General features: G+C 66.7%; 27 protein-coding genes and 1 pseudogene. 18 read left to right on the top strand and 10 right to left on the bottom strand.

What is annotated here, in order from left to right:
- Nucleotides 1-48: 48 nt before the first annotated feature.
- Nucleotides 49-792: a peroxide stress protein YaaA gene (gene yaaA / locus EV641_RS01845; protein ID WP_054715773.1), complete on the bottom strand. Its 744-nt coding sequence runs from the start codon at nt 790-792 to the stop codon at nt 49-51.
- A gap of 54 nt (nt 793-846) precedes the next feature.
- On the opposite strand from yaaA, the gene EV641_RS01840 reads away from it, so the two are divergent.
- From EV641_RS01840 to EV641_RS01825, 4 genes and pseudogenes are all read left to right on the top strand, one after another.
- Nucleotides 847-2,589: a proline--tRNA ligase gene (locus tag EV641_RS01840; protein WP_132470446.1), complete on the top strand. Its 1,743-nt coding sequence runs from the start codon at nt 847-849 to the stop codon at nt 2,587-2,589.
- A gap of 47 nt (nt 2,590-2,636) precedes the next feature.
- The gene (locus tag EV641_RS01835) at nt 2,637-3,290 is read left to right on the top strand and encodes an O-methyltransferase (RefSeq protein WP_132470444.1); all 654 of its coding nucleotides are present in this window, start codon (nt 2,637-2,639) and stop codon (nt 3,288-3,290) included.
- 80 nt (nt 3,291-3,370) lie between these two features.
- Nucleotides 3,371-4,472, top strand: a pseudogene (locus tag EV641_RS01830) (dihydrodipicolinate reductase).
- Nucleotides 4,469-4,948, top strand: coding sequence for a carboxymuconolactone decarboxylase family protein (locus EV641_RS01825; protein ID WP_054719524.1), 480 nt, complete (start codon nt 4,469-4,471; stop codon nt 4,946-4,948). The pseudogene EV641_RS01830 and the gene EV641_RS01825 overlap by 4 nt, the downstream one beginning before the upstream one ends.
- A gap of 19 nt (nt 4,949-4,967) precedes the next feature.
- On the opposite strand, the gene EV641_RS01820 is transcribed toward EV641_RS01825, so the two are convergent.
- The 3 genes from EV641_RS01820 to EV641_RS01810 form a co-directional block, all read right to left on the bottom strand.
- Nucleotides 4,968-5,402 carry a VOC family protein gene (locus EV641_RS01820; RefSeq protein ID WP_054719527.1) on the bottom strand — a complete coding sequence of 145 codons (435 nt, stop codon included), beginning with the start codon at nt 5,400-5,402 and terminating at the stop codon, nt 4,968-4,970.
- Nucleotides 5,403-5,480: 78 nt separating this feature from the next.
- Nucleotides 5,481-5,927, bottom strand: a complete 447-nt coding sequence (locus EV641_RS01815) for a ferritin-like domain-containing protein (RefSeq protein WP_132470442.1) — start codon at nt 5,925-5,927, stop codon at nt 5,481-5,483.
- Nucleotides 5,924-6,394 (bottom strand): hypothetical protein, encoded by a 471-nt coding sequence (locus EV641_RS01810; RefSeq protein WP_241996743.1) that lies wholly within the window; start codon nt 6,392-6,394, stop codon nt 5,924-5,926. The genes EV641_RS01815 and EV641_RS01810 overlap by 4 nt, the downstream gene beginning before the upstream one ends.
- A 174-nt stretch (nt 6,395-6,568) precedes the next feature.
- Here EV641_RS01810 and rimP point away from each other — a divergent pair, with 174 nt between their 5' ends.
- The 11 genes from rimP to truB all read left to right on the top strand — a co-directional run bounded on the left by rimP (nt 6,569) and on the right by truB (nt 17,453).
- Nucleotides 6,569-7,189 carry a ribosome maturation factor RimP gene (gene rimP, locus EV641_RS01805; RefSeq protein ID WP_132470438.1) on the top strand — a complete coding sequence of 207 codons (621 nt, stop codon included), beginning with the start codon at nt 6,569-6,571 and terminating at the stop codon, nt 7,187-7,189.
- Nucleotides 7,186-8,214 (top strand): transcription termination factor NusA, encoded by a 1,029-nt coding sequence (gene nusA / locus EV641_RS01800; protein WP_054720053.1) that lies wholly within the window; start codon nt 7,186-7,188, stop codon nt 8,212-8,214. Before rimP ends, nusA begins: the two co-directional genes overlap by 4 nt.
- A 54-nt stretch (nt 8,215-8,268) precedes the next feature.
- The gene (locus EV641_RS01795; protein ID WP_199233098.1) at nt 8,269-8,643 is read left to right on the top strand and encodes a YlxR family protein; all 375 of its coding nucleotides are present in this window, start codon (nt 8,269-8,271) and stop codon (nt 8,641-8,643) included.
- 92 nt (nt 8,644-8,735) lie between these two features.
- The gene (infB, locus tag EV641_RS01790; protein ID WP_132470436.1) at nt 8,736-11,627 is read left to right on the top strand and encodes a translation initiation factor IF-2; all 2,892 of its coding nucleotides are present in this window, start codon (nt 8,736-8,738) and stop codon (nt 11,625-11,627) included.
- Nucleotides 11,628-11,715: 88 nt separating this feature from the next.
- Nucleotides 11,716-12,006 (top strand): DUF503 domain-containing protein, encoded by a 291-nt coding sequence (locus EV641_RS01785; protein WP_054717566.1) that lies wholly within the window; start codon nt 11,716-11,718, stop codon nt 12,004-12,006.
- A gap of 61 nt (nt 12,007-12,067) precedes the next feature.
- Entirely contained in the window at nt 12,068-12,517 is a 450-nt protein-coding gene (rbfA, locus tag EV641_RS01780; RefSeq protein WP_132470434.1) for a 30S ribosome-binding factor RbfA, read from the top strand.
- A gap of 7 nt (nt 12,518-12,524) precedes the next feature.
- Nucleotides 12,525-13,517 carry a bifunctional oligoribonuclease/PAP phosphatase NrnA gene (locus tag EV641_RS01775; protein ID WP_132470432.1) on the top strand — a complete coding sequence of 331 codons (993 nt, stop codon included), beginning with the start codon at nt 12,525-12,527 and terminating at the stop codon, nt 13,515-13,517.
- Nucleotides 13,518-13,534: 17 nt separating this feature from the next.
- On the top strand, nt 13,535-14,884 hold the full coding sequence (locus tag EV641_RS01770; protein ID WP_241996741.1) for an MATE family efflux transporter: 1,350 nt from the start codon (nt 13,535-13,537) through the stop codon (nt 14,882-14,884).
- A gap of 6 nt (nt 14,885-14,890) precedes the next feature.
- Nucleotides 14,891-15,829 (top strand): metallophosphoesterase, encoded by a 939-nt coding sequence (locus EV641_RS01765; RefSeq protein ID WP_132470430.1) that lies wholly within the window; start codon nt 14,891-14,893, stop codon nt 15,827-15,829.
- A gap of 41 nt (nt 15,830-15,870) precedes the next feature.
- A complete protein-coding gene (gene npt, locus EV641_RS01760) occupies nt 15,871-16,533 on the top strand; it encodes a 4'-phosphopantetheinyl transferase Npt (protein ID WP_054717557.1) in 663 nt (220 codons plus the stop codon).
- Nucleotides 16,534-16,535: 2 nt separating this feature from the next.
- A complete protein-coding gene (gene truB, locus EV641_RS01755; RefSeq protein ID WP_132470428.1) occupies nt 16,536-17,453 on the top strand; it encodes a tRNA pseudouridine(55) synthase TruB in 918 nt (305 codons plus the stop codon).
- Here truB and EV641_RS01750 read toward each other — a convergent pair.
- Nucleotides 17,418-18,341, bottom strand: coding sequence for a LysR family transcriptional regulator (locus tag EV641_RS01750; RefSeq protein ID WP_132470425.1), 924 nt, complete (start codon nt 18,339-18,341; stop codon nt 17,418-17,420). The genes truB and EV641_RS01750 overlap by 36 nt on opposite strands.
- 88 nt (nt 18,342-18,429) lie before the next feature.
- Between EV641_RS01750 and EV641_RS01745 the strand changes: the two genes are divergently transcribed.
- Complete coding sequence (locus tag EV641_RS01745) at nt 18,430-19,143, top strand: hemerythrin domain-containing protein (RefSeq protein ID WP_158289111.1); 714 nt, start codon at nt 18,430-18,432, stop codon at nt 19,141-19,143.
- 141 nt (nt 19,144-19,284) lie between these two features.
- Here the strand turns inward: EV641_RS01745 and EV641_RS01740 are convergent, their stop codons facing one another.
- The 4 genes from EV641_RS01740 to EV641_RS01720 form a co-directional block, all read right to left on the bottom strand.
- Nucleotides 19,285-19,551 carry a hypothetical protein gene (locus tag EV641_RS01740; RefSeq protein ID WP_241996739.1) on the bottom strand — a complete coding sequence of 89 codons (267 nt, stop codon included), beginning with the start codon at nt 19,549-19,551 and terminating at the stop codon, nt 19,285-19,287.
- Nucleotides 19,552-19,925: 374 nt separating this feature from the next.
- Complete coding sequence (locus tag EV641_RS01730; protein ID WP_132470419.1) at nt 19,926-20,621, bottom strand: metal-dependent transcriptional regulator; 696 nt, start codon at nt 20,619-20,621, stop codon at nt 19,926-19,928.
- Between the two features lie 9 nt (nt 20,622-20,630).
- Nucleotides 20,631-21,506: a metal ABC transporter permease gene (locus EV641_RS01725; protein ID WP_132470769.1), complete on the bottom strand. Its 876-nt coding sequence runs from the start codon at nt 21,504-21,506 to the stop codon at nt 20,631-20,633.
- Nucleotides 21,506-22,288 (bottom strand): metal ABC transporter ATP-binding protein, encoded by a 783-nt coding sequence (locus EV641_RS01720; protein ID WP_241996738.1) that lies wholly within the window; start codon nt 22,286-22,288, stop codon nt 21,506-21,508. The genes EV641_RS01725 and EV641_RS01720 overlap by 1 nt, the downstream gene beginning before the upstream one ends.
- Nucleotides 22,289-22,371: 83 nt before the next feature.
- On the opposite strand from EV641_RS01720, the gene EV641_RS01715 reads away from it, so the two are divergent.
- Nucleotides 22,372-23,592 carry an RNA-guided endonuclease TnpB family protein gene (locus EV641_RS01715; protein ID WP_132470416.1) on the top strand — a complete coding sequence of 407 codons (1,221 nt, stop codon included), beginning with the start codon at nt 22,372-22,374 and terminating at the stop codon, nt 23,590-23,592.
- On the opposite strand, the gene EV641_RS01710 is transcribed toward EV641_RS01715, so the two are convergent.
- Nucleotides 23,593-24,489 carry a metal ABC transporter substrate-binding protein gene (locus EV641_RS01710; RefSeq protein WP_132470413.1) on the bottom strand — a complete coding sequence of 299 codons (897 nt, stop codon included), beginning with the start codon at nt 24,487-24,489 and terminating at the stop codon, nt 23,593-23,595.
- 111 nt (nt 24,490-24,600) lie between these two features.
- Here EV641_RS01710 and EV641_RS01705 point away from each other — a divergent pair, with 111 nt between their 5' ends.
- Nucleotides 24,601-25,566: a bifunctional riboflavin kinase/FAD synthetase gene (locus EV641_RS01705; protein WP_199233097.1), complete on the top strand. Its 966-nt coding sequence runs from the start codon at nt 24,601-24,603 to the stop codon at nt 25,564-25,566.
- The last annotated feature ends 377 nt before the right edge of the window (nt 25,567-25,943 follow it).

Genomic DNA, 25,943 nt, shown 5'->3' with positions numbered 1-25,943 from the left:
GGTTCCGAATACCGGACCGGCCTCGCCCACGGCGGGGCCGGTTTCGATTCACGTCAGGACGATCAGCTCGGTCGGCGATTCGACCTCGACTCGCAGTCCCGCTTTCGACGCGACCCGAGCCACACCCTCGAGGTCGGTCGGCTCGGCGCGTGTGAGCACCAGCGCTCTCGCAAGCAGGCCCTTGTGGTGCTTGTTGAAGTGGCTGACCACCTTGCGGGTGCCGTCGGGCTGCTCGGTGAGCACCGTGGCGGTCACCGAGCCGGGCACTGGACCGAGCTGCTGATAGACACCCGAGCGCAGGTCGACGACGAGATCACCGTTCGCCTCCGTCACGATCGCGTCGGACAGCTCCGGGCGCCACAGCGCCGCGAGCGTCCCGAAACCGGGCAGCTTCGATCCGCCTGACAGCCGGTACGCGGGAACCGGGTCGGCGGCACGGACCGCACCGAACAGCGCCGACCCGATGCCCAGTCGCCGGTAGGCCTTGTCGCGTTGAGGCTTGGTGAAGGACGCGGCATCGAGCGCGTCGAACAAGACTCCCGTGTAGCGCAAGAGCGCCGGCCGGGTCGGGGAGACCCACAGTTTCGCGTTCCGTTCGACCTCGTCGAATTGCGTGGCACCCAATCCGAGGGCCCGGCACGACGCGTCCGGATCTGCGGCGAGATCGACGAGGGCCTGCACGAGTAGTTCGCGTGTCTCGGTCAGTTGCGGCATCGACAGGTCCCCGAGATCGAGTGGGGCGCCGTCGCCGCCGTCGGACTTCGTCTCGGAAGGGGGAAGAAGTACCAGCACAAACGACAACCGTACCGATCGGGTGGATCGGGTCGCGAGGTAGGCTGACCGATCGTGATCACCCGCATGTCGCACCTGTTCCTCCGCACGCTTCGCGACGACCCGGCAGACGCCGAGGTTGCCAGCCACAAGCTGCTCGTCCGCGCCGGCTACGTGCGCCGCATCGCGCCGGGCGTGTACTCGTGGCTGCCACTGGGCCTGAAGGTGCTGCGTGAGGTGGAGCGGGTCGTCCGCGAGGAGATGAACGGTATCGGCGCGCAGGAGATCTCCCTGCCTGCACTGCTCCCGCGCGACCCCTACGAAACGACGAACCGCTGGACCGAGTACGGCCCCGGGCTGTTCCGTCTCCAGGATCGCAAGGGCGGCGACTACCTGCTCGGGCCCACCCACGAGGAGATGTTCGCGCTCACCGTCAAGGGCGAATACAACTCGTACAAGGATTTCCCTGTCACGCTCTACCAGATCCAGACCAAGTACCGCGATGAGGAGCGGCCGCGCGCTGGGATCCTGCGGGGCCGCGAGTTCACGATGAAGGACTCCTACAGCTTCGACCTCACCGACGAGGGCCTCGCAGAGTCGTACCGCGCACACCGCGACGCCTACGAGCGGATCTTCGCGCGCCTCGGCGTCGAGTACGTGATCGTGTCGGCGACGTCCGGTGCGATGGGCGGCAGCGCCTCGGAGGAGTTCCTTGCCGAGTCGCCCGCGGGTGAGGACACCTACGTACGGTGCCTCGAATCCGGGTACGCCGCCAACGTCGAGGCCGTGAAGACATTGGCCCCGGCACCCATCCCGATCGAGGGTCAGCCGGAGGCGGTTGTCCACGACACCCCCGACACTCCCACGATCGACACCCTCGTCGCAGCGTCTTCACAGATCCTCGGCCGCAAGGTCGACGCCTCGGAGACGCTCAAGAACATCCTCGTGAAGGTCCGGCAGCCCGGTGGCGAGTGGGAACTCCTCGGTATCGGTGTGCCCGGCGACCGTGACGTCGACGAGAAGCGCCTCGAAGCTTCGCTCGAGCCGGCCGAATTCGCGCTGCTCGACGAAGCCGACTTCGCAGCCAACCCGTTCCTTGCCAAGGGGTACATCGGGCCCAAGGCATTGCTCGCCAACGGTGTGCGCTACCTCGTCGACCCGCGGGTGGTCGACGGCAGCTCGTGGATCACCGGCGCCGACCAGCACGGCAAGCACGTGTTCGGACTTGTCGCCGGCCGCGACTTCGTCCCGGACGGCACGATCGAGGCGGCCGAGGTGCGCGACGGCGACCCGTCGCCCGACGGCGCAGGTCCGCTCGTGTCCGCCCGCGGCATCGAGATCGGCCACGTGTTCCAGCTCGGTCGCAAGTACACCGATGCGTTCGAGGTGAACGTCCTCGGCGAGAACGGCAAGCCTGTGCGTCCCACCATGGGCTCCTACGGCGTGGGTGTCTCACGCCTCGTCGCCGTGGTCGCCGAGCAGCAACACGACGACAAGGGCCTGCGCTGGCCCGCCGAGATCGCGCCGTTCGACGTGCACCTCGTGATCGCCAACAAGGACGAGCAGGCCCGCGCGGGCGCCGAGGCCCTCGCGCAGGAACTGTCCGACGCCGGCGTCGACCTGCTCTTCGACGACCGCAAGGCATCCCCGGGTGTGAAGTTCAAGGACTCCGAACTGCTCGGAATGCCGCTCGTCGTCGTCGTCGGCCGCGGTTTCGCCGACGGTCATGTCGAACTGCGAGACCGCTTCACTGGAGAGGCCCGCGAGGTTCCGGTCGGTGACGCGGTGAACGAGGTTCTCGCAGCGACCCGCCGCTGAAACGACCGACGGCTGCCGATGAGGCGGTGACGGGGGACACTGTGTCCATGACTGCCGACTGGGAACGTACCGACACCTACCTCTCCGACCTCCTCATCGGCAACGATCGAGCCAGCGAGTCCGCACTCACCGAGAACGCCGAGGCCGGTCTGCCCGCCATCGACGTCTCACGCATGCAGGGGAAGTTCCTGCACCTGCTCGCACGCGCGATGGGCGCACGGACGGTCCTCGAGATCGGCACGCTCGGCGGATACAGCACGATCTGGCTCGCACGGGCCGTCGGCGACGAAGGACGGGTGGTCACACTCGAATTCGAGCCCCGCCACGCCGAGGTCGCCCGCGCAAATCTGGACCGCGCCGGCGTCGGCGGTGTCGTCGACATCCGCGTCAGCCCCGCCCTGGACTCGTTGCCGCACCTCGAAGGCCCGTTCGATCTGGTGTTCATCGACGCGGACAAGGAGAACAACTCCAACTACGTGCACGAGGCCCTGCGACTCACCCGCCCGGGCAGCGTCATCATCGTCGACAACATCGTCCGCGGCGGTGCGATATCCGATCCGGACGAAGATGACGAACGGGTCCGTGCGTCTCGGGATGTCCTTGCGTTGTTCGCGTCCGAACCTCGCCTCGACGCCACTGCACTGCAGACGGTGGGGGCGAAGAACTGGGATGGTTTCGCGATGGCGCTGGTCGTCCACTGACGGGCGCTGCCGGACAGGTTCTCTCCGAATTGTCCTGATCCGCCACGAGAACCTGTTCCATTGTCGTAATGTGCGCAGCCATGATCTCCACGGTTGTCTGGGGCACAGGAAATGTCGGGCGCGCGGCAATTCGCGCCGTCGATGCTCACCCCGCACTCGACCTCGCAGCGGTTCTTGTCCACAATCCGGACAAGGTCGGGCGCGACGCCGGGGACCTGGGCGATCTCGGCCGTGAGATCGGTATCAGGGCGAGAGCAGATATCGACGCCGTGCTGTCCGAGGACCCCGCCGCCATCGTGTACGCGGCGACCGGAGAGATCCGCCCCGACGACGCATTCGCCGATATCCTCCGTGCACTGCGCACCGGTGCCGTCGTCGTCACACCCGCGCTGTTCCCGCTGTACGACCACCGCAGTGCACCGCCCGAGATGAGAGAACCGGTCCTGGCGGCGATAGAAGAGGCAGGTGGGTCGCTGTTCGTGTCGGGCATCGACCCCGGGTGGGGCAACGACGTGCTGCCGTTGCTGCTCAGCGGACTCGGCACGACGGTCGACGGCATCCGCTGCCAGGAGATCTTCGATTACTCGACCTACGACCAGCCCGACTCGGTGCGGTACCTCGTCGGGATGGGGCAGCCGATGGACTACGAACCTCCGATGCTCGCGCCGTCGATCCCGACGATGGTGTGGGGCGGACAGGTGCGGTTGATGGCGCGAGGCCTCGGCGTGGAACTCGATGAGATCCGCGAGGTCTGCGACCGGCGGGCCCTCGACAACACCATCACCACTGCGACGATGGGTGACTTCGAGGCGGGCACACAGGGCGCGGTGCGATTCGAGCTGCAGGGCATCGTCGGCGGGCAGCCCCGAATCGTCATCGAACACGTCACCCGCATCCACCCGGGTTGCGCGCCGGACTGGCCGACCCCACCCGACGGCGGTGCGGGCGCACACCGGGTGATCATCGAGGGACGCCCTCGGATCGAAGCCAGTATCGAGGCCGACGATGAAGGAGGATGAAGGAGGGAGCCGAGCGGCAGGCGGGAATGCGACGGCGGTGGGTCGGCTCGTCGGCGCGATCGACTGGCTCGTCGAGCACGAACCGGGCCTCTACGACGCGCTCGAAGTTCCGCTGCGCCCAGCTGCCGGCAAACTCAGCGCCGCGGAAGGAGCCCCCGCATGATCATCGACATCCCCGAGGACAAGGACCCGATCGGCTATGTCTGGGCCGAGATGGTCCCCGGGATCGGGATCCCCGCTTCCCAGTTCTCGCTTTCCGTGTACGAGCACTCGACCATCGACCTGCGCGCGTTCGAAGCCGCGCGGCTGCGGATCGCGCAGATCAACGGCTGTGTGTTCTGCCAGGACTGGCGCACCGAGCGGGACGGCATCAAAGTAGAGCCCGGTTTCGACCGAGACGTCGAGAACTGGCGCACCACCGAGCACTTCGACGAGCGAACAAGACTGGCCACCGAGTACGCCGAGCGATACGCGCTCGATCACCACGGTCTCGACGACGCGTTCTGGGTTCGGATGAAGTCCGAGTACTCCGACGCCGAGATCGTCGAGTTGTCGATGAGCATCGGATCGTGGCTGGCGTTCGGCCGGCTCAATCACGTGCTCGGGTTGGACACCGCGTGCGTACTACCCGGGCACTGACCGACAGTGCACCGAATGATCAGGGTGCGCCGAACACCACGTCCCCGGTGTAGCCGATCATCCACTGCACGCCGTACTTGTCGGTGCACATGCCGAAGCGCTCGGCCCATTCCACCTTCCCCAGTGGCATGGACACCTCACCGCCATCGGACAGCCCGGCGAACATCCGATCGGCCTCGTCGGCGCTCTCTGCGTCGATCGAGATCGCGAAATTCGTTCCGGCGGTGACGGTACCCATCGCTTCGGGGACATCGGATCCCATGAGCATGCTCTTGCCCAACGGAAGCGCGACGTGCGCGACGCCGTTCTTCTGTTCCTCGGTCAGGTCCATGTCGCCGGTGTCCATGTCGCTGAAACGTGCCAGCTGCAGTTCCCCGCCGAAAACGGATTGGTAGAAGGTGAATACTTCTTCGGTATTGCCGTTGAAATTCAGGTATGGATCGACTGATTTCATGGTGTGCTCCCATGTCTCTGTACGGACGGTCGCGCACCCGCAGTCTATTGCGCCGACGCGTCGACCACGGGTGGGTTCTCAGGACCGACCGGGGAACGGCACCGTCGGTGGAACGATACCGAGGTGGATCCGCCACTGCGCGGCCCGCACCGCGGTGTCGGTGAGCGCCTCGATCGCGGTCGCCCGCGTCGATTCGCTCCGTGCTCGCTCGGCCACCGAGCGCCATGCGACCGCGGTATCGGTCTCGATCTGCAGCGCGAGTTGTGCGGCGCTCGCCGGGTCGACGACAGGGAACGGCACTGTGTATCCGGGTGCCGCGACAGGTGGTTCGACACCGACGGTGATCAGCGCGTCGATCGTGGCGTCGCGGCGCGCACGATGCGCCGCGGTGTGGGCCGCCACGTCGTCGGCGCGCGCCGGATCCGCGAATGCGGACACGACGCCGTACCCGAACACAGCGGAGTGTTCGGCTTCGAGGGCATCGACGAGGGACTGCTGTTCGGGACCGAGCTCGGGTGATGTCACGGCAGCAACACCGCCGTCTGGACGGCGCACGCGGCGCTGATGGAGGCGAGCACGCCCGCGCGGAACCCCTGCAGGGTGCGGCCGACGTCGGCCGCGCTGCGCTGCGACTGGGTCAGGCGCTCGCGCAGCAGGTCGACGGTCGGAGTTTCACCGGCCGCAGCGGTCGTGGTCGTCGCCGAGGGAGGGGTGTAACTCGTCGTGGCGCCTGCCGCGCGCGCGATCTCGGCTTCGAGCGCGTCGGCGTGTGCTGTGCGTTCGGAGCTGATCGTGGTGAGCGGTTCCGCGAGGTCGGGAGCGAGTGCAACCAGGGTCGTCGCGGTCGACGCATCGGTGCGGGCGCGCGCGGCCTGTGCGAGCAGTGGGTCGGGTTCGGGCTCTTCGTCCGAGATTCCGCATCCGGTGACAGCAGCGACCGAGACTCCTCCCGCCGCAGCCGAGCACCATCGCAACAGGGTTCGTCGGGACATCGCGGATCGCGTCACTGGCATCGGCACCGGACCATCTTGCCAGTCGTGTGTGACGGACAACGACCCCGGCCTGGTCACGGCGCGGCGAGTTGCACGTTAGGCTGGATATCTGCCGGAGCGTCCGTCCCGGCCGGTGTCCGCTGCGATCACAACTGAACGAGGAGCCCGCTCACCATGCCTGTGCCACCCCCGGAGAGGATCGTCGAGCTCGTCACGGATCTTCTCGACAACGAGGGCTACGACCTCGAGGACGTGGTCGTGACCGCCGCCGGAAAGCACAGCACCGTTCGTCTGATGGTCGACAGTGACGCAGGTCTCGGACTCGACGAGGCGGCCCGCCTGAGCCGTCTGGTATCCGAAGCGTTCGATTCCGTCTCCGATTTCGGGGAGTCCCCGTACGTCCTCGAAGTGACGAGTCCGGGCATCGGCAGACCGCTCACGCTCGATCGGCATTGGCGGCGGGCTCAGGGTCGCAAGGCTCTGATCGAAACCGCCGACGAGACGTTCGTCGCTCGGATCGGAGAGCTCGTCGGCGACACCATACGTGTGGTGGCGTCCGACAAACAGGGTCCTTTCGTCCGGTCCTTACCGCTGTCCGACGTGCGCAAGGCGGTGGTCGAGATCGAGTTCTCGCCCCCGAATGCGCGGGAGTTGGAACTCGCCGGAGGACTGCCGGACGGGCGTGTGCAGGCCGGCGAGATCGACGAGAACGCGGTGGGCGAGGACGCAAGCGACGACGACGCGAACACGGTGGACGACGGCACCGAAAGCAACGAACCGAGGATGGACAAGTGAATATCGAAATTGCGGCTCTGCGGATGCTGGAGTCGGAGAAGAACATTCCGTTCGACGAGCTCATCGAGACGCTCGAGACGGCACTGCTCACGGCCTACCGGCATGTCGACGGACATCAGCCGCACGCGCGGGTCGTGGTCGACGTCAAGACCGGAGCGATCCAGGTGCTCGCCGAGGAACGCGACGAGGACGGCAACGTCATCGCCGAATGGGACGACACCCCCGAGAACTTCGGGCGCATCGCTGCGACCACCGCCCGCCAGGTGATCATGCAGCGGATCCGCGACGCGGAACACGAGCAGCGGTTCGGTGAGTTCTCCACCCACGAGGGTGAGATCGTCAGCGGCGTCGTCCAGCGCGACTCCCGTGCCAACGCCCGCGGCATGGTGGTCGTCAAGATCGGGGGCGACGCCAGTGCCACCGAAGGGCTGATCCCGCCGGCCGAGCAGGTTCCGGGGGAGAGCTACGAACACGGCGACCGCATCAAGTGCTACGTCGTGGGCGTCTCGCGCGGCCAGCGCGGACCTCAGATCACACTGTCGCGCACGCACCCGAACCTGGTTCGCAAGCTGTTCGCACTCGAGGTGCCCGAGATCGCCGACGAGTCCGTCGAGATCGTCGCGGTCGCGCGGGAGTCCGGCCACCGTTCGAAGATCGCTGTGCACTCGCTCGTGCCCGGGCTCAACGCGAAGGGCGCGTGCATCGGGCCGATGGGGCAGCGGGTGCGCAATGTGATGCGCGAACTCGGTGAAGAGAAGATCGACATCATCGACTTCGACGAGGATCCCGCGAAGTTCGTCGGCAATGCACTGTCGCCGTCGAAGGTGGTGTCCGTCACGGTGGTGGACCCGGACGCGCGTGCTGCACGGGTGGTCGTCCCCGACTTCCAGTTGTCGCTCGCGATCGGCAAAGAAGGGCAAAACGCGCGTCTCGCAGCGCGCCTGACGGGATGGCGAATCGACATCCGGAGCGACGCCGCACCGGTCGAGGTCGAGGACGCGGGCGAGTCTCCGACAGGCAGGTGAAGGCGGGATGCGGGATTTCGGGCAAAACAGCGGTACAGTAGTCGATGGTTCAGCATGACCTGCCCTCCGTCGGCCCCGGAGCGCACCGGCCCGGTGCGCACTTGCGTCGGTTGCCGGCAGCGAACGCTGGCTGCCGAACTGCTGAGGATCGTGGCGCGGGGCTCGGAACCGGAAGGTTTCGTGGTCGTCCCCGATCTGCGGCGCAGGCTTCCCGGGCGAGGTGCATGGATGCATCCCACCGCGGAGTGCCTGAACCTGGCTGTTCGGCGTCGAGCACTCGGCAGAGCACTGAAGGTGTCCGGAGGTCCGGATATCTCAGCGCTGGATCAGCTGGTCGGGTCCATGGCGGAGAGGTCGCACAGCGACCCCGACGGCGGGACACCAACAGTGACATCGAACTCTGAGAAGAACAGGCACGAACACTCATGAGCACACCGTGAAGCACCAGCGATGAACGTCCATCGGAGATAACCCGAGGTCGTGCGGGCATTGGCCGCTCGACCTCATCAGTGAGGAGAGCAGTGGCAGGCAAGGCCCGCGTGCACGAGTTGGCAAAAGAACTCGGTGTCACAAGTAAGGAACTACTCGCAAAGCTCAAGGAGCAAGGCGAGTTCGTGAAGTCAGCGTCGTCGACGGTGGAGCCCCCGGTGGCCCGTCGTCTGCGCGAGTCCTTCGGTAAGGCGCAGAGCACCGACGCGCCGGCAGCGAAGGCCGCACCCACCCCCGGCCCCCGTCCCGGCGCACCGCGTCCGGGCCCGCGTCCGGCAACACCAGCCCCGGCTCCGGCGGCCCCAGCTCCCGCCGCGCCTGCAGCTCCGGCTCAGGAAGCACCAGCGGCGCCGGCCCCTTCGGCACGGCCGAAGCCCGGTGCTCCCAAGCCCGCAGCGCCGGTTCCCTCGGCGCCTGAGGCTCCCGCAGCGCCGGCCGCCGACACGACTGCACCGGCGGATGCCCAGGCTCCCGCTGCGAAGCCGGCACCGAAGGCGCCGACACCGGGTCCCAAGCCGGCCCCGCGTCCGGGTCCGAAGTCCCCGCGCGTCGGTAACAACCCGTACTCTTCTGCTCCTGCCGAGCGGCCTGCTCCGCGTCCGGCCGGTCCCCGCCCGGGACCCGGCGGACCTCGTCCGGCTCCGGGCCAGGGTGGCCCCCGCCCGACTCCGGGTCAGGGACGTCCGGCCGCCGGCGGTCAGCGTCCGGCTCCGGGCCAGGGTGGCCCTCGTCCGTCTCCCGGCCAGGGCGGACCTCGTCCGTCTCCCGGATCCATGCCTCCTCGTCCGAACCCGGGTGCGATGCCGCAGCGTGCTGCACGTCCGGCCCCGTCCGGTCGTCCGGGTCGCCCGGGTGGCGCACCCGGCGGTCGTCCCGGCGGTGGCGGCGGTTACCGCGGTGGCGGACCCGGTGGTGGCGCCGGCGGTGCCGGTGCCGGCGCTGGAGCAGGTGCTCCCGGCGGCTTCCGGGGTCGTCCCGGCGGCGGCGGTGGGCGTGGACGCGGCGGTGCAGCCGGTGCGTTCGGTCGTCCCGGTGGAGCTCCGCGTCGTGGCCGCAAGTCGAAGCGACAGAAGCGGCAGGAATACGATTCGATGCAGGCGCCCGCCGTCGGTGGCGTGCGGTTGCCGCGTGGCAGCGGTGAGACGATCCGTCTCGCACGTGGCGCGTCGCTGTCCGACTTCGCGGAGAAGATCGACGCGAACCCGGCAGCACTCGTGCAGGCCCTGTTCAACCTCGGTGAGATGGTCACGGCCACTCAGTCGGTCAACGACGAGACGCTCGAGCTGCTCGGCTCCGAGATGAACTACGTCGTTCAGGTCGTCTCGCCCGAGGACGAAGACCGCGAGCTGCTCGAGTCGTTCGACATTCAGTACGGCGAGGACGAAGGCGGCGAGGAAGACCTCCAGCAGCGTCCTCCGGTGGTCACGGTCATGGGTCACGTCGACCACGGCAAGACCCGACTGCTCGACACCATCCGTAAGGCCAACGTCCGCGAGGCGGAGGCCGGTGGCATCACGCAGCACATCGGTGCCTACCAGGTCATGACGCACCTCAACGGTGAAGATCGCCTGATCACCTTCATCGACACCCCTGGTCACGAGGCGTTCACCGCCATGCGTGCCCGCGGTGCGAAGTCGACCGACCTCGCGATCCTCGTGGTCGCCGCGGACGACGGCGTCATGCCGCAGACGGTCGAGGCGATCAACCACGCTCAGGCGGCCGACGTGCCGATCGTGGTCGCGGTGAACAAGATCGACAAGGAGGGCGCGAACCCTCAGAAGATCCGTCAGCAGCTCACCGAGTACGGCCTGGTCACCGAGGAATACGGCGGCGACACCATGTTCGTCGACATCTCGGCCAAGCAGGGTCTGCACATCGACGAACTGCTCGAGGCCGTGCTGCTCACCGCAGATGCGTCCCTCGACCTGCGGGCCAACCCCGACATGGAGGCGCAGGGCGTCGCCATCGAGGCGCACCTCGACCGCGGTCGCGGTCCGGTGGCCACGGTCCTGATCCAGCGCGGCACCCTGCGTGTCGGCGACTCCATCGTCGCCGGCGACGCGTACGGCCGCGTGCGACGTATGGTCGACGAGTTCGGTGAGGACGTGCACGAGGCGCTTCCGTCGCGGCCCGTCCAGGTCATCGGCTTCACCTCGGTGCCCGGCGCCGGCGACAACCTTGTCGTTGTCGAGGAAGACCGCATCGCCCGGCAGATCGCCGACCGGCGCAATGCGCGCAAGCGCAACGCTCTGGCCGCGAAGAGCCGCAAGCGGATCAGCCTCGAGGATCTCGATGCAGCTCTCAAGGAGCACAACGAGCTCAACCTCATCCTCAAGGGCGACAACTCGGGTACCGTCGAGGCCCTCGAAGAGGCGCTCATGGGTATCGAGATCGACGACGAGGTGCGTCTGCGGGTCATCGACCGCGGTGTCGGTGGCGTCACCGAGACCAACGTCAACCTCGCCGCGGCGTCGAACGCCGTGATCATCGGCTTCAACGTTCGCGCAGAAGGCAAGGCGACGGAGCTGGCGAACCGCGAGGGCGTCGACATCCGCTACTACTCGATCATCTACCAGGCGATCGATGAGGTGGAGAAGGCTCTCAAGGGCATGCTCAAGCCGATCTACGAGGAGGTCGAGCTCGGCCGCGCCGAGATCCGCGCGATCTTCAAGTCGTCGAAGGTCGGCAACATCGCCGGTTGCCTCGTGCAGTCGGGCATCGTCAAGCGCAACGCCAAGGCACGTCTGCTCCGCGACAACAACGTGGTTGCGGAGACCGTCACGATCTCGTCGCTGCGGCGTGAGAAGGACGACGTCGTCGAGGTGCGTGAAGGCTACGAATGTGGTCTGACGGTCACCTACTCCGACATCAAGGTCGGCGACGTGATCGAGGCCTACGAGTTGCGCGAGAAGCCGCGCGACTGACACATCTCGACCGGTGGCGGTGGACGACCATGTCGTCTGCCGCCACGGGCATGTCGAGAGATCCGGATCCGACGGGGGAAGGCCGACGATGTATCTGGGAGCACTCGAGCTGGACATTCTCCTGGGAGACGTCCATTCGCTCAAGGGGAAGCGGTCGTTGATCAGGCCGGTGCTCGCCGAGCTACGTCGCCTCGGTGTCTCGGCTTCGGAGACCGGAGACCAGGATCTGCATCGACGAGCGAAACTGGGCGTAGCGGTGGCCGCGCCCGACCTCGCGCACGTTCGCGACATACTCGACAAGTGCGAGAGGCTCGCCGCGGACCGTCCCGAACTGGAGTTGCTCTCCACCAGACGAAGAGTGTTCGGCCCGGAAGACTGACGGACCGACACAACACAGAGAGTGGTCGCCGGAGACCGGCGGCCGAGGAGGAACGAACGACATGGCCGATCCAGCACGCGCGCGCCGCCTCGCGAAGCGCATCTCCACCATCGTGGCCACCGCGATCGACCATGAGATCAAGGACCCACGGCTCGAATTCATCACCATCACCGACGCGAAGGTCACCGCCGACCTGCACGACGCGACGGTCTACTACACCGTGCGCGGCGCAGACCTGAAGACCGAGCCCGACCTCGTGTCGGCAGCCGCGGGCCTCGAGAAGGCCAAGGGCATCCTGCGTTCGAAGGTCGGTGCGGCGACCGGTGTCCGATTCACCCCGACGCTGACGTTCGTGACCGACACCGTCCCGGACACCGCCCGTCACATGGAAGAACTCCTCGAGCGTGCACGTGCGGCGGACGACGAGGTGGCACGCGCGCGGGAGGGTGCGGTACCGGCCGGCGACTCCGACCCGTACAAGGAACCTCGCGAACGTGGCGACGACGAATAGCGACACCATGTCAGACTTCGAAGTGTCGACCGGCCACGACAGCGCAGTCGATCTCGACGGCGCTGTCGCGCTGCTCTCCGCTGCACAGACGGTGACTGTGCTGTGCCACGTTCAGCCCGACGCCGACACCCTGGGCAGCGGTCTGGCACTCGGTCTGGCGCTCGAACGACGGGGGATTCCCGTGCAGGTGGCCTTCGCAGCTCCGGACGCGGTGCCTCTGTCGATGCGGGGCTTGCCGGGTACACATCTGGTCACCGCCGCGGAGGCGGTCCGGGACGAGGTGGATCTACTGGTCGCCGTGGATTGCGGCACCGCCGGTCGGCTCGGTGAGTTGCGTACCCGTCTGGACGGCGCCCGGAGCTCGTTGGTCATCGACCACCATCGATCCAATACCCGGTTCGGGACCCACAATCTCATCGACGCAGATGCCGAGGCTACCGCGGCGGTACTCGCGGACATCTTCGACGCGTGGAGTGTCGAGATCGATGCGGACATCGCACACTGCCTGTTCGCGGGGCTCGCCACCGACACCGGATCCTTCCGGTGGGTGCGCCCGGGTACACACACACTCGCGGAGCGGCTTCTCGCGACTGGTATCGACGGTGCGACCATCACCCGCACGCTTCTCGACACGCACCCGTTCGGGTGGTTGCCGATGCTGTCGTCGGTTCTGGCGTCCGCGACGCTCCTGCCGGAGGCCGCGAGCAACCGTGGGTTGGTCTACGCGTTGGTGCGTCGCGCGGACTCCGCTCACCTCGGAGCCGAGGAGATCGAAAGCGTCATCGACATCGTGCGCACCACGGTGGAGGCCGAGGTTGCGGCGGTGTTCAAGGAAGTCGGTCCGCAGGAATGGACCGTCTCGCTGCGTTCCAAACGCGACGTGGACGTCTCCCTCGTGGCGACGACCCTCGGAGGTGGCGGACACCGCTTCGCGTCCGGATACACCGCACACGGCGACTCCGAGGGAATCGTCGCTGCCCTGTGCTCCGCGCTCGGGTGATGGAGTCGGCAGAACCCGTGTCGACCCCACTCGACCTGTCCGGTCGGCGAATCCTAGGACTCGCGCTGCCGGCGCTCGGAGTGCTGGCCGCCGAGCCTCTCTACCTGCTGTTCGATATCGCTGTCGTGGGACGACTCGGCGCGCTTCCGCTCGCCGGACTGGCCATCGGCGGTCTCGTCCTCGCCCAGGTCACGACCCAGCTGACCTTTCTGTCCTATGGGACGACCGCCCGGGCCTCGCGGTTCCACGGTGCCGACCGGCACGACGACGCCGTCACGGAAGGCATCCAGGCCACCTGGCTCGCGGTGTGTGTCGGTGCCGTGATCGTCGTGATCGGCCAGTTGCTTGCGGCACCCGTTGCGGGCCTGATCGCCGGCGACGAGGAGATCGCGACCGCCGCCGTGTCCTGGCTGCGTGTCGCACTGTTCGGTGCGCCGCTGATCCTCATCAGCCTGGCGGGCAACGGGTGGATGCGTGGCATACAAGACACCGCACGACCACTGCGATACGTGGTGCTGGGATTGGGACTCTCGGCGGTGTTGTGCCCGATCCTGGTACACGGTCTGCTCGGCGCTCCACGCTGGGAACTCGTCGGTTCAGCGGTCGCCAACGTCGTGGGGCAGTTCGTCGCGGCGACGCTGTTCGTGGTGGCGTTGTTGCGGACGGGAGTGTCGCGCCGGCCGCTCCGCTCCGTGCTCGTCGCCCAGTTGCAACTCGGCCGCGACCTCATCGCCCGGAGCCTGGCGTTCCAGGCCTGCTTCCTGTCTGCAGCCGCGGTCGCAGCGAGGTTCGGTGCCGCTGCAGTCGCAGGGCACCAGGTGGTTCTGCAACTGTGGAACTTCGTCACGCTCGCCCTCGACTCGCTCGCCATCGCCGCGCAGGCGCTCGTCGGTGCGGCGCTCGGGGCCAAGGACACCCGCGGTGCAAGCCGGATCGCCTGGCGGGTGACGGCGTGGTCGGTCCTGTTCGCGATGGTCCTCGCAGTGTTCTTCCTGGTGGGGCGGACACTGATCCCCGGCCTGTTCACGGCCGACGACGCGGTGCTCGACCAGATCGATGTCGCGTGGTGGTTCTTCATCGCGATCATGCCGCTGGCCGGTGTGGTGTTCGCGCTCGACGGAGTACTGCTCGGCGCGGGCGACGCCGCGTTCCTGCGCAACGCCACGCTCACGGCCGCGCTGGTGGGGTTCTTGCCGCTGATCTGGTGTTCGCTCGCCTTCGACTGGGGGCTAGCGGGAATTTGGACCGGGCTTACGGTGTTCATCGTGTTTCGGATGATTGCCGTCGTGTGGCGCACCCGGACGGGGCGTTGGGCAGTGACGGGCGCGGACCGGCAGGTCCACGCAGACGACGGAACTGGAGGATAGAAACCGGTGGCAGCGAAACTGTGGGCGGTCAGTGACATCCATGTGGCGCACCGGGGTAACCGGCCTGTCACCGAGGACCTGTTCCCCGAATCTCCCGACGACTGGCTCATCGTGGCCGGCGACGTCTCGGAGAAGACCGACGACATCCGATGGGCGTTGAAGCTGCTCAGTGAACGCTTCGCGAAGGTGATCTGGGTTCCCGGCAACCACGAGCTGTGGACGACTGCGAAGGATCCCGTGCAGATGCACGGGGTGGCTCGCTACGACTATCTCGTGACCATGTGCCGCGAGCTCGGTGTCGTCACACCGGAAGATCCGTATCCGGTCTGGGAGGGAGACGGCAGCCCCGTCACGCTGGTGCCGATGTTCCTGCTGTACGACTACTCGTTCCTGCCGGACGGCACGACGACGAAAGCGGACGGACTCGCACTGGCGCGCTCGCGCAATGTGGTCGCGACCGACGAGTTCCTGCTGAAACCCGACCCCTACATCACCCGCGACACGTGGTGCCGCGCACGCCTCGAGCAGACCCGTGCACGGCTCGACGCGCTCGATCCGACGCTGCCGACGGTGCTGATCAATCACTTTCCGCTCGTGCGCGAACCCACTCGAATGCTGTTCTATCCCGAGTTCGCACTCTGGTGCGGCACAACCGAAACCGCCGACTGGCACGTGCGTTACCGGGCTTTGTGCAGCGTGTACGGGCATCTCCACATCCCGCGGACCACCTACTACGACGGGGTGCGCTTCGAAGAGGTATCGGTGGGTTATCCGCGCGAATGGCAGCGACGGGGCCTCCCCGACAACGTGCTGCGCCAGATCCTGCCCGTCCCGGACTACCCGCCGGGCACGCTCAACAAGTGGGGCGGTCACTTCACGGTGACCCCCGAGATGGAAGCCGAAGCCGAGAAGTTTCGGGCGCAACGAGAGAAGGAACTGCGGTGACGGAGTCGACGACCGAATCCCAGGTCGGTGCACGAGACGGTCTGATCGCGCGGATCGTTCCGGACGGCGTCGCTGCCGCGGAACTGTTCTCCGACCCACCGGGCCTGGTGGCCCACCCGCAGGAGGAACCCCTCATCGCCAGAGCGGTCGAGAAGCGTCGCCGCGAGTTCATCGGCGCGCGACACTGTGCGCGTCAGGCGATGAGCCGGCTCGGCGTTGAACCGGCCCCGATCCTCAAGGGCGACAAGGGTGCACCGGTCTGGCCACGCGGAGTGGTCGGTAGCCTCACGCACTGTGACGGCTACCGCGGAGCCGTCCTCGGCTACTCGCTGCAGGTCCGTTCGCTCGGGATCGACGCCGAGCCGCACGACCGCCTCCCGGACGGTGTCCTCGACGCCGTCAGTCTCGACGTCGAACGCACATGGCTCGCCTCGACCACCGACACCGACCTGCATTGGGATCGGGTGCTGTTCTGCGCCAAGGAAGCCACCTACAAGGCGTGGTTCCCGCTCACCGGCCGGTGGCTCGGTTTCGAAGACGCCCACATCACTTTCGAACGCGACGAGTCGGGCGCGACCTCGGGCACGTTCCGGTCGAAGCTGCTGGTCCCCGGCGACACCTCGGACGGATCGCCGCTGACCGATTTCGAAGGTCGTTGGCTGGTGGACGACGGCCTGGTGCTCACCGCGATCACGGTGCGCTGACCATGACCGAATCCGCCTCCGAGAACCCCGCCCTCACCCGCGCCGGGCTTCTCGTCGTCGACAAGCCTGCGGGCATGACCAGCCACGATGTCGTCGCTCGGTGTCGAAAACTGATGGGTACCCGCAAGGTCGGCCACGCCGGCACCCTCGATCCGATGGCCACCGGAGTCCTGGTGCTCGGCGTCGAACGCGCCACCAAACTGCTGGGTCTGTTGGCGCTGACCACGAAGTCGTACAGCGCCACGATCCGGTTGGGGCAGAACACCGTCACCGACGATGCGGAAGGTGAGGTTCTCGAGACCGTCGACGCGTCGACGGTGCGCGACGACCGGATCGCTGCGGAGGTCGCCGTGCTCACCGGCGATATCGAGCAGGTCCCGGCCAGTGTCAGCGCCATCAAGATCGACGGGAAGCGCGCGTACGCGCGGATGCGCGAGGGTGAAGTGGTCGAGATCCCGGCGCGTCCTGTCACCGTGTCGCGGTTCGAGGTACTCGCGCGCCACGACACGCCCGAGGGAGGGTTCGTCGACCTCGACGTCGAGGTGGACTGTTCGTCCGGGACGTACATCCGGGCTCTCGCGAGAGATCTGGGAGCAGCCCTGGGTGTCGGGGGGCATCTCACGGCCCTGCGGCGCACGACCGTCGGCCCGTTCGGGCTCGAGCATGCACGCACCCTCGAGCAGTTGGCGGACGATCCGGTCCCGAGCCTCGACCTCGACGCGGCAATCCTCACGGCGTTCCCCACACGCTCCGTGACGGACGACGAGGCCGTGGTGCTCTCACACGGCCGTTGGCTCGATCCGATCGGTGTGCCGGGTGTGTACGCGGCGATCGACCCTCAGGGGCGCGCGGTGGCGCTGCTGCAGGAGAAGGGGAAGCGGGCGTCATCGGTGTTCGTGGTTCGCCCGTCGAACATCTGAGGACGTTCCGTCGGCGAGCGGGTCCGAGACAGGGCCCATGTGAAGCGTGAGTCGTTCGAGGAGTAGCTCTGTGGCGGGCGTCCGTATTTCGGGGTGACCGACGAGGCCGACCATGACGCTGGTCTCTGCCTCGTCGGCATCGACGAGCAGGGCCCCACCGCCGGGGGCGAGGCTACGCGGGATGACCAGTAGACCCATACCCCGTGTGTGGAGGTCCCATGCCATGCCAGGTGTCGAGACCTGGACGGCGATCGCGAGACGGGTCCGGGCTCGCTGCGCCGCGGATTCGAGGGCGTCGCGTGCGCCCGCGCCGGCATCGAGGACCACAAGAGGTTCGGTACTCAGATCGGTGATCGCGACGGTGCGTGTCGTGGCCGGAAGGCCGACCACTATGAGTGGGTCGCGCATCAGTTCCACCCACCGCAGGTGCGTCGGGTCGGTGCGCACCACAATCGCGATGTCGAGTGCTCCGTCGGATACCGACTGCACCAGGTCGTCGCTCGACGCGGACGTGAGGACGAGTGCGACACCGGGGAACTCGGATGCGAACGCCGCCAGAGTGTCGCCCAGTTCAGGAAGTTCGGCGCCCGTCACGAGACCCAGTCGTACCCGTCCGCGACGAATTCCTGCAACGTCGTCGACTGCCTGCTGCACGCCGTCGAGTGCGGTAAGTGCGGCTCGGGCCCTCGGTAGAGCCGCCTCGCCCGGATACGAAAGCCGCACCTGACGGCTCGTGCGGGTGAACAGTCGTTGCCCGAGAATCGATTCGAGTTCTTTGATCCGAGAGCTGATCGTCGATTGCGCGATCCCGAGCCGGTCGGCGGCGGCCCCGAAGGACTCTTCCTCGGCCACGGCGACAAACGCTTGGAGCTTCAACACGTCCATCATGATTTTCGATGCTACTGATCGAACCTATCGGTTGGATTAATCATTGAATGACGCAGAGACTGGGATGCACGAGACAAGGGAGGATGACATGACGAATCCGGAGGTCGGAGTGGTGGATGGATTGCCATGGCTCGCGGCCGACACATTGACCATGTCCGTGTTCCACAACGCACTTCGCCGCGACCTCGAGCGATCCGAGATTCTCCTGGGATCTCCCGAGAACCTGTCGCCCCGTCGCAGTCGGCGCCTGGGTCGTCACCTCCAGTGGATGATGCACACACTTCGATGGCATCACGAAGGGGAAGACCATCACCTCTGGCCGCTGCTCCTCGAGCGCGAACCCGGAAGTTCGGCGGTACTCGACGCGATGCAGGCCGAGCACCACGCGATCGACGGGCCGGTGCTCGCCCTCGAAGCTCACGCGCGCGGACTTGTCGCCGGGCGGACGGAGCCTCGCGATGTGATGGACGCAGTGAAGACGCTGGCAAAACCACTGATGGAACATCTCGCACACGAAGAAGACGAGGCCATGGAGATCGTGTCCCGAGTGCTCAACCACCGGGACTGGAACGACTTCGAGCAACGCGCGTGGATCGACGGGTACACCGTGTGGGAATCCGTCCGCTTCGTCGCCTGGATGGTCGACGGTGTCGAGTGGAACAGACCGATCCGTCGGCGGGCAGGTCTGCCGGCTCCGATCTACTGGGCCGTCGTGAAGCCGCTGGCGCTCATTGCTCACGTCCCTGGCCTCAGTATCTGGGCGGGCACGCCTGCCGCCCGGGTGAGGAGCCGCGTCGCATGAGACCGATCGTATTCGGCGGCGTCGGGCGCCTGCTCGCGAAGCATGCGTGGGATGCCGAACATCGATCCGGGCACGCTCACGTCGTGACGAACCGTTGCCTTCTGGTGAGCAAACATAAGCACACTCGGTTTGCTTCGCCCATCAGGCAGCCTCACCTTCCGGTGAAACAGTCCCGGTCTCACCCAGCGACTGCTGCTTGCGCAATGCGGGCAGTGACAACCCCAACGCCGGTGTCAACTCGTCCTCGGCGATCTCGTAGGTGCGTTCGGCCTGCCGCTGGTCCATCACGGCTTTCACCAGCGCGAGCATCGTGTTGTGTGCCGTGCGTACCCCGCCGGCGTGCGAGCGGAACGCCCGCACCGGGGCGGGGGCGGGATCGAGCGCGACCGGTAGGCTTGCGCCGTCCATCTGTGCGGGATCTCGAATCCGGCCATCAGGAACTCGCCTCGACAGGCCTGTCCTGCGTGGTGACGGTGACCGCCCACATCGCACGAGTGCGCACGGCTGTGGCCGTAGAGGGTGGCAACTCTGGTATGAAGCTCCGCAGCCACACTGGGGATTCCGTCGCGCTCGTGCTGCTGCTGTCGTTCGTGCTCGGAGATGTCGCAGGCAGCAGCGGGGTCGCCGACTATCTGCCCGATCGCGGGTCGTCAGGTGCTCGCGCTGGATCCGGTCGGCTCGCCGGGACCTTGGGCGGGTCTGGCCGTGACCGCGATGTGGGCGGGTGCGGCTGTACTGGCCGTTGGTGCGGGCTCCGTCGTCGCGATTGCTGACGGGCTGGGTCAGACGAGCCAGATGGACTCGGCCGCAGGATTTCCGAGATCCACTGTGGCGCTGTCCGGGCTTCCGATCCGCACCGAGACGGTACCGGCGAAGTCGCGACGTTCGACCACTTCGATGTCGGTGTCGAGAGCGATACCGACCTCGTCGAAGTAGCGCAGCATCGCGGGGTCGGAGTCGGAGATCCGGGCGACACGCCCGCCCTCTCCGTCTCCGAACTCGCTGAGTGCGCGGGCGGGCGGCGCGGGAATCGAGCCGCCCGCAGTGGGAATCGGATCACCGTGCGGGTCGCGTTCGGGATGGCCGAGTTTTGCGTCGATCGCCGTGATCATGCGCTCGGAGACCGCGTGCTCGAGAACTTCCGCTTCGTCGTGTACCTCGTCCCAGCCGTAGCCGAGTTCGCGCACGAGGAAGGTCTCGATGAGGCGGTGTCTGCGCACCATGGCGACGGCGGCGTCGCGGCCGTTGTCGGTGAGCGAGATGGACCCGTAGCGTGCGTGGTCGACCATTCCCTGGTCGGCGAGCCTGCGGACGGCTTCGGACACCGTCGACGCCGAGACACCGAGACGCTCGGCGAGCAGCTTTGTCGAGACCTTCTCACCCGACCATTCCTGGATGGTCCAGATGAGCTTCAGGTAGTCCTGGGCGACCGAGGACAACGTGTCGGTCACGGTGGAGGGCTCACGAGTGTCAGGCACGTGACCAGCTTAGGTAACCATCAGCGAAGAATCATCTTCTCGGGCCGGTCGCCGGCGCAGTGCCGTGGTCACCAGGCCCTGTCTCGGTGCGAAGAGGTATGCGGCAGTGAACAGAGTGGCCTGAGCGAGCACCACCACGCCGCCGGTCGCCGCGTCGGTGTAGTAGCTCGTGTACACCCCGACCACCGAACCGAGTGCGCCGAGCACCGGCGCGATGACCAGCATTCGAGACATCCTGTCGGTCAGCAGGTACGCGGTGGCACCGGGGATGATCAGCATCGCGACCACGAGAATCACGCCGACGGCCTGGATCGCGCTCACGATCGTGATGGCGAGCAGGGCGAGCAGCAGTGCCGAGAGCCTGGCGGGGGAGATGCCGAGTGTGTGCGCCTGGACCCGGTCGAACGCGAACAAGGTCAGATCGCGGCGTTTCGCGACGAGAACCACGAAGACCGCCGCCGCGAGGCCGGAGATCTGCCACACGTCGGATGTCGACAGGCCCAGTAGATTGCCGAACAGCACGTGGTGCAGGTCGATCTGGCTGGGATTCTTCGAGATCAGCACGACACCGAGAGCGAACAGCGTGGTGAATACCGTTCCGATTGCGGCGTCCTCCTTGATCTTTGTGGTCCCGCGGACCAGCCAGATCAACGCCACAGCGAGACCCGCGAACAACAACGCGCCCAGGGTGAACGGCGCACCCACGAGGTAGGCCAGGACCACTCCGGGTAGGACCGCGTGTGAAACCGCATCGCCCATCAGCGACCAGCCGATCAACACGAGCCAGCAGCTCAGCAGGGCACATATCACGGTTGCGACAACCGCGACGACGAGAGCGCGTTGCATGAACCCGTACTGCAGCGGTTCGAGGATCAGATCGAGCATCACGACACATCCTGTGGTTCGGTGCTCGCACCGAACGCGCGCGCAAGGTTCTCCGGCCGTAGTACGTCGTCGGGTGTGCTGTGCAGGACGACCCGTTTCTGCAGCAGAACCGCCTCGTCGCACAGTTGCGACAGACCCGCGAGATCGTGGGTGGCGACGAGCAGCGTGTGTCCGTCGGCGGCGAGACCGCGGAATACGTCGGTCAGCGCGGCCTGGGTGGTCGTGTCGACGCCGGCGAAGGGCTCGTCGAGGAGCAACAGCGGCGCACGCTGCGCGATGGCTCGCGCGACGAACACACGTTTGCGTTGGCCACCGGACAACTGCCCGATCTGACGGTGGGCGAACGCGGTCATGCCGACGCGGTCGAGTGCCTCCGCGATCGCATCGTGGTCGACTCGACGTGCTCGGCGCATCCATCCCTGGTGTCCGTAGCGCCCGGTCATCACGACGTCGCGAACACCGATCGGGAAGTCCCAGTCGACGCCCTCGGCCTGCGGGACGTACGCCACGGCGCCGGACTTCCGTGCAGCGCTGATTCCGACGCCGCCGATGGCGATGTCGCCTTCGTCCGGTTTGACCAGCCCCATGATGCTCTTGAACAGGGTGGATTTTCCCGAGCCGTTGGTGCCGACGAGGCCGCAGACTCTGCCAGGGGTGACTTCGAGGCTTACTCCGTCAAGTGCGACGACGGAATCGTATCGGACCGTGACGTGATCCAGGCTCAGTGCAGTATCCAGGCTCAGTGCAGTGCCGGATGGTCGGGCGTGGTCGGAGCGTGTCACCGGGACCTCGCCAGGATGCCCCGCCGCTCACGGCGGGCAGGAATGGCGTTCGACATGTCGGACCCTTCTGTTGTCATGAGGAAATGAGGACCGCGTACAAGGTCCGGGCCTACCCGGACCCCGAACAGGCGACGCTGCTGCGCCGCACGTTCGGCTGCGTGCGCGTCGTGTGGAACAAGACCCTCGCCGACCGGCAACGCCGGTACACCACCGAGCGGAAATCGACCTCGTACAAGGACACCGACGCCGCACTGTCCGAGTGGAAGAAAACCGAGGAGCTTGCGTTCCTCGGCGAGGTGTCCTCGGTGCCGCTTCAGCAGACGCTGCGCCACCAGCACGCCGCGTTCCAGTCGTTCTTCAAGGGCGTCGCCAAGTACCCACGGTTCAAGAACCGGCATTCTCGCCAGTCCGCGCACTACACACGCTCGGCGTTCCGCATCAAACCGGACGGGCTGTGGCTCGCGAAGACCACCGCGCCGCTGCGGGTCGCGTGGTCCTGGCCGGACATCGACCTCGCCACTCTCGACCCGACAATGGTGATCGTCTCCCGCGAGGCGGACGGGCGGTGGTTCGTGACGTTCGCCGTCGACACGACCGACCCCGCTCCGCTTCCGGAGACCGACGAGTCGGTCGGTGTGGATCTCGGGATCAAGGACTTCGCGGTCTTCTCGACCGGGGAGAAGATCGGGAACCCGAAGCACATGGCCCGGCACGAACGCGGCCTGCGCCGCCACCAGAGGCGCCTGGCGCGGATGCAGAAAGGCTCGAACAACCGCGCCAAGCAACACCGGAAGGTGGCCCGCAAGCACTCCCGTGTTCGCGATGCCCGCCGTGACTTCCTCCACAAGACCAGCACGGATCTCGTGGCGCGGTTCGACACCATCGCCGTCGAAGACCTCGCCCCGCGCAACATGGTCCGCAACCGCAGCGTGGCGAAGTCGATCAGCGAATGCGGGTGGGGTGAGTTCCGGTCGATGCTCGAGTACAAGGCCGAGCGGGCCGGTCGCCGGTTCGTGGTGATCGACCGCTGGTATCCGAGCTCGAAGACGTGCAGCGTGTGCGGGTATCTGCTCGCCGTGCTGTCTCTCGGGACACGCCGCTGGACGTGCCCCGACTGCGGTACCCGGCATGATCGGGACGTCAATGCCGCGAAGAACATCCTCGTCGCCGCCGGGCTGGCGGAGACACGAAACGCCTGTGGAGGCGATGTCAGACGGCACGGGTCTTCCCGTCCGCACTCGCCGGTGAAACAGGAACTCCCGGATGTGAGTCCGAGAATCCCTGTCCTTCGGGGCGGGGAGTAGTCAAGGGTTCAGTCCTGACGTGATGGTTGCGACATCGTGGCGCAGAAGATCGAGATAGGTGGGCACGGGGCCGTCGGGTTCGGACAGGGAATCGACGTAGAGGGTGCCTCCGTACGCGGCGCCGGTGTCGGCGGCGACCTGCCGCTGTGCCTTGTCGGAGACGGTGGATTCGCAGAACACCGCCGGAATATCGTTGTCGCGTACGAAATCGACTGTGCGGGCGATCTGTTGTGGGGTGCCCTGCTGGTCGGAATTGACCGGCCACAGGTAGGCCTCGCGCATTCCGGCGTCGCGCACGAGATAGCCGAAGGCTCCCTCGCAGGTGACCAGTGCTCGTTGGTGCTCAGGAACGGCCGCCAGCGTCGTGATCAGTTCGTCGTGTACAGCCTGGAGTTCGGACCGGTATGTGTCGGCGTTGGTCGCGAAATCCGCGGCGTGCTCGGGAGCGAGGTCGCTGAGCGCGGCCTCGATGTTGTCGACGTAGATCTGCGCGGTCAGCGGTGACATCCACGCGTGGGGATTGAGCTGTGTGGAGGAGTCGTCGCTGATCGGCAGGGGCTCGACACCCTCGGTCAGCACTACGTGTGCGGCGTCGGTGTCGGCGAGGAACTGCTCGAACCAACGTTCGAGACCCAGTCCGTTGTCGAGGACGAGATCTGCCTCGGCCGCATGCCTCAGGTCGCCGGGTGTCGGCTCGTACCCGTGCACTTCGGCGCCGGGTTTCGTGATCGATTCCACCCGTACGTGGTCGCCTGCGACGGTGCGCGTCATATCGGCAAGCACGGTGAACGTCGTCAGCACGAGGGGCTCGTCGTCGGATTGCGCGGTGCCACATGCGGTGAGTGCGACGAGGGCAACGAGTGAGGTGGCCGCGACGGTTAATTTGGCTGGTCTCATCAAAAAGTTCGGCACCCCGAAATTATGCAGAGCGCCGGTCAGGGTTGTCCACTGGGGTCGAGTGAGAGGGCAAGGATGCCGGTCCGTGGTCGGGGTCGTAGGCTTTCCGATGTGCAGAGATGGCGAGGTCTGGACGAGATACCTGCGGACTGGGGTCGGTGCGTGGTCACGATCGGCGTGTTCGACGGCGTGCATCGAGGTCACCAGCAACTGATCACCCGTGCGGTGAAGTCGGCGAAGGAGCGGGGCATCGCCAGTGTGTTGATGACCTTCGACCCGCACCCGATGGAAGTGGTTCGTCCTGGGAGCCATCCGGCCCAACTGACCACCTTGGCCCGGCGCGCCGAACTCGCCGAGGAACTCGGCGTCGACGTGTTCTGTGTGATGCCGTTCACTCCCGAGTTCATGAAGCTCTCGCCCGAGCGCTACGCCCGCGAAATCCTCGTCGAGCGATTGCACGTCGCCGAGGTCGTCGTGGGGGAGAACTTCACTTTCGGCAAGAAGGCCGCGGGGACCGTGGAAATGCTCCGCACCATCGGTGAACGCTTCGGTTTCGCGGTCGACGGGCAGACCCTGCTTGCCGAGCATGCGGTGACGTTCTCGTCGACCTACATCCGGTCGTGCGTCGACGCCGGCGACATGGCCGCCGCCACCGATGCTCTCGGCCGCCCCCACCGGGTGGAAGGTGTTGTCGTGCACGGCGACGGACGAGGCCGCGGGCTGGGGTTCCCCACGGCGAACATCGCACCTCCGATGTACGCGGCCATTCCGGCGGATGGCGTCTACGCCGCATGGTTCACAGCCCTCGATTCGGGATCTCCCGTGGACGGGCTCGAGACGGGCCTGCGCTATCGTGCGGCCGTGTCGGTGGGGACGAACCCCACCTTCTCGGGCCGTAACCGCACGGTCGAGGCATTCGTGCTCGATGAAGAGGCCGATCTCTACGGGCAGCACGTCGCGGTCGACTTCGTCGAGCGACTCCGAGGCATGGAGAAGTTCGATTCCGTCGAGGCATTGGTTTCCGCGATGCATCGCGACGCGGACCGAGCCCGTGATCTGTTGGCGGGCGACGCGTAGTCCGTTCGGATGAAACCCGCGGTACGGGGGTCTTTTCGGGTTGTAGCCGATCACAATTCGGGGCATGTTGTTTCGTGATTGGCGGCAGGCACGCCTCTCGTGGGTCGATGCCGACAATTATTGGGTCGCCTGCACGAAGGTGAATCGGATGCTGCACGCCGGGTCGAGCGCTACGTCGAACTGTTGGAGGACTCCTTCGCCGAAGTTCTGGGTTTGCGCGGTCCGGTGAGTTCGGGAGATCGTCCGTGAAGCGCTCGGCAAGAGGCGCGGTGGACGTCTGGTAACGTTGTCGGTCGGTGTGTGCTGCGGTTCGCGGCGGCCGCACCGCCGGGCCCGGCCCGTTTTTCATCACGCGAACGTCAGTGATCAGGAGTACA

The sequence above is a fragment of the Rhodococcus sp. SMB37 genome (assembly GCF_004345605.1).
Taxonomy (GTDB): Bacteria; Actinomycetota; Actinomycetes; order Mycobacteriales; family Mycobacteriaceae; genus Rhodococcus.
Note: the sequence above shows the minus strand (reverse complement) of the source record. Positions and strands in the feature narration are given on the sequence as shown.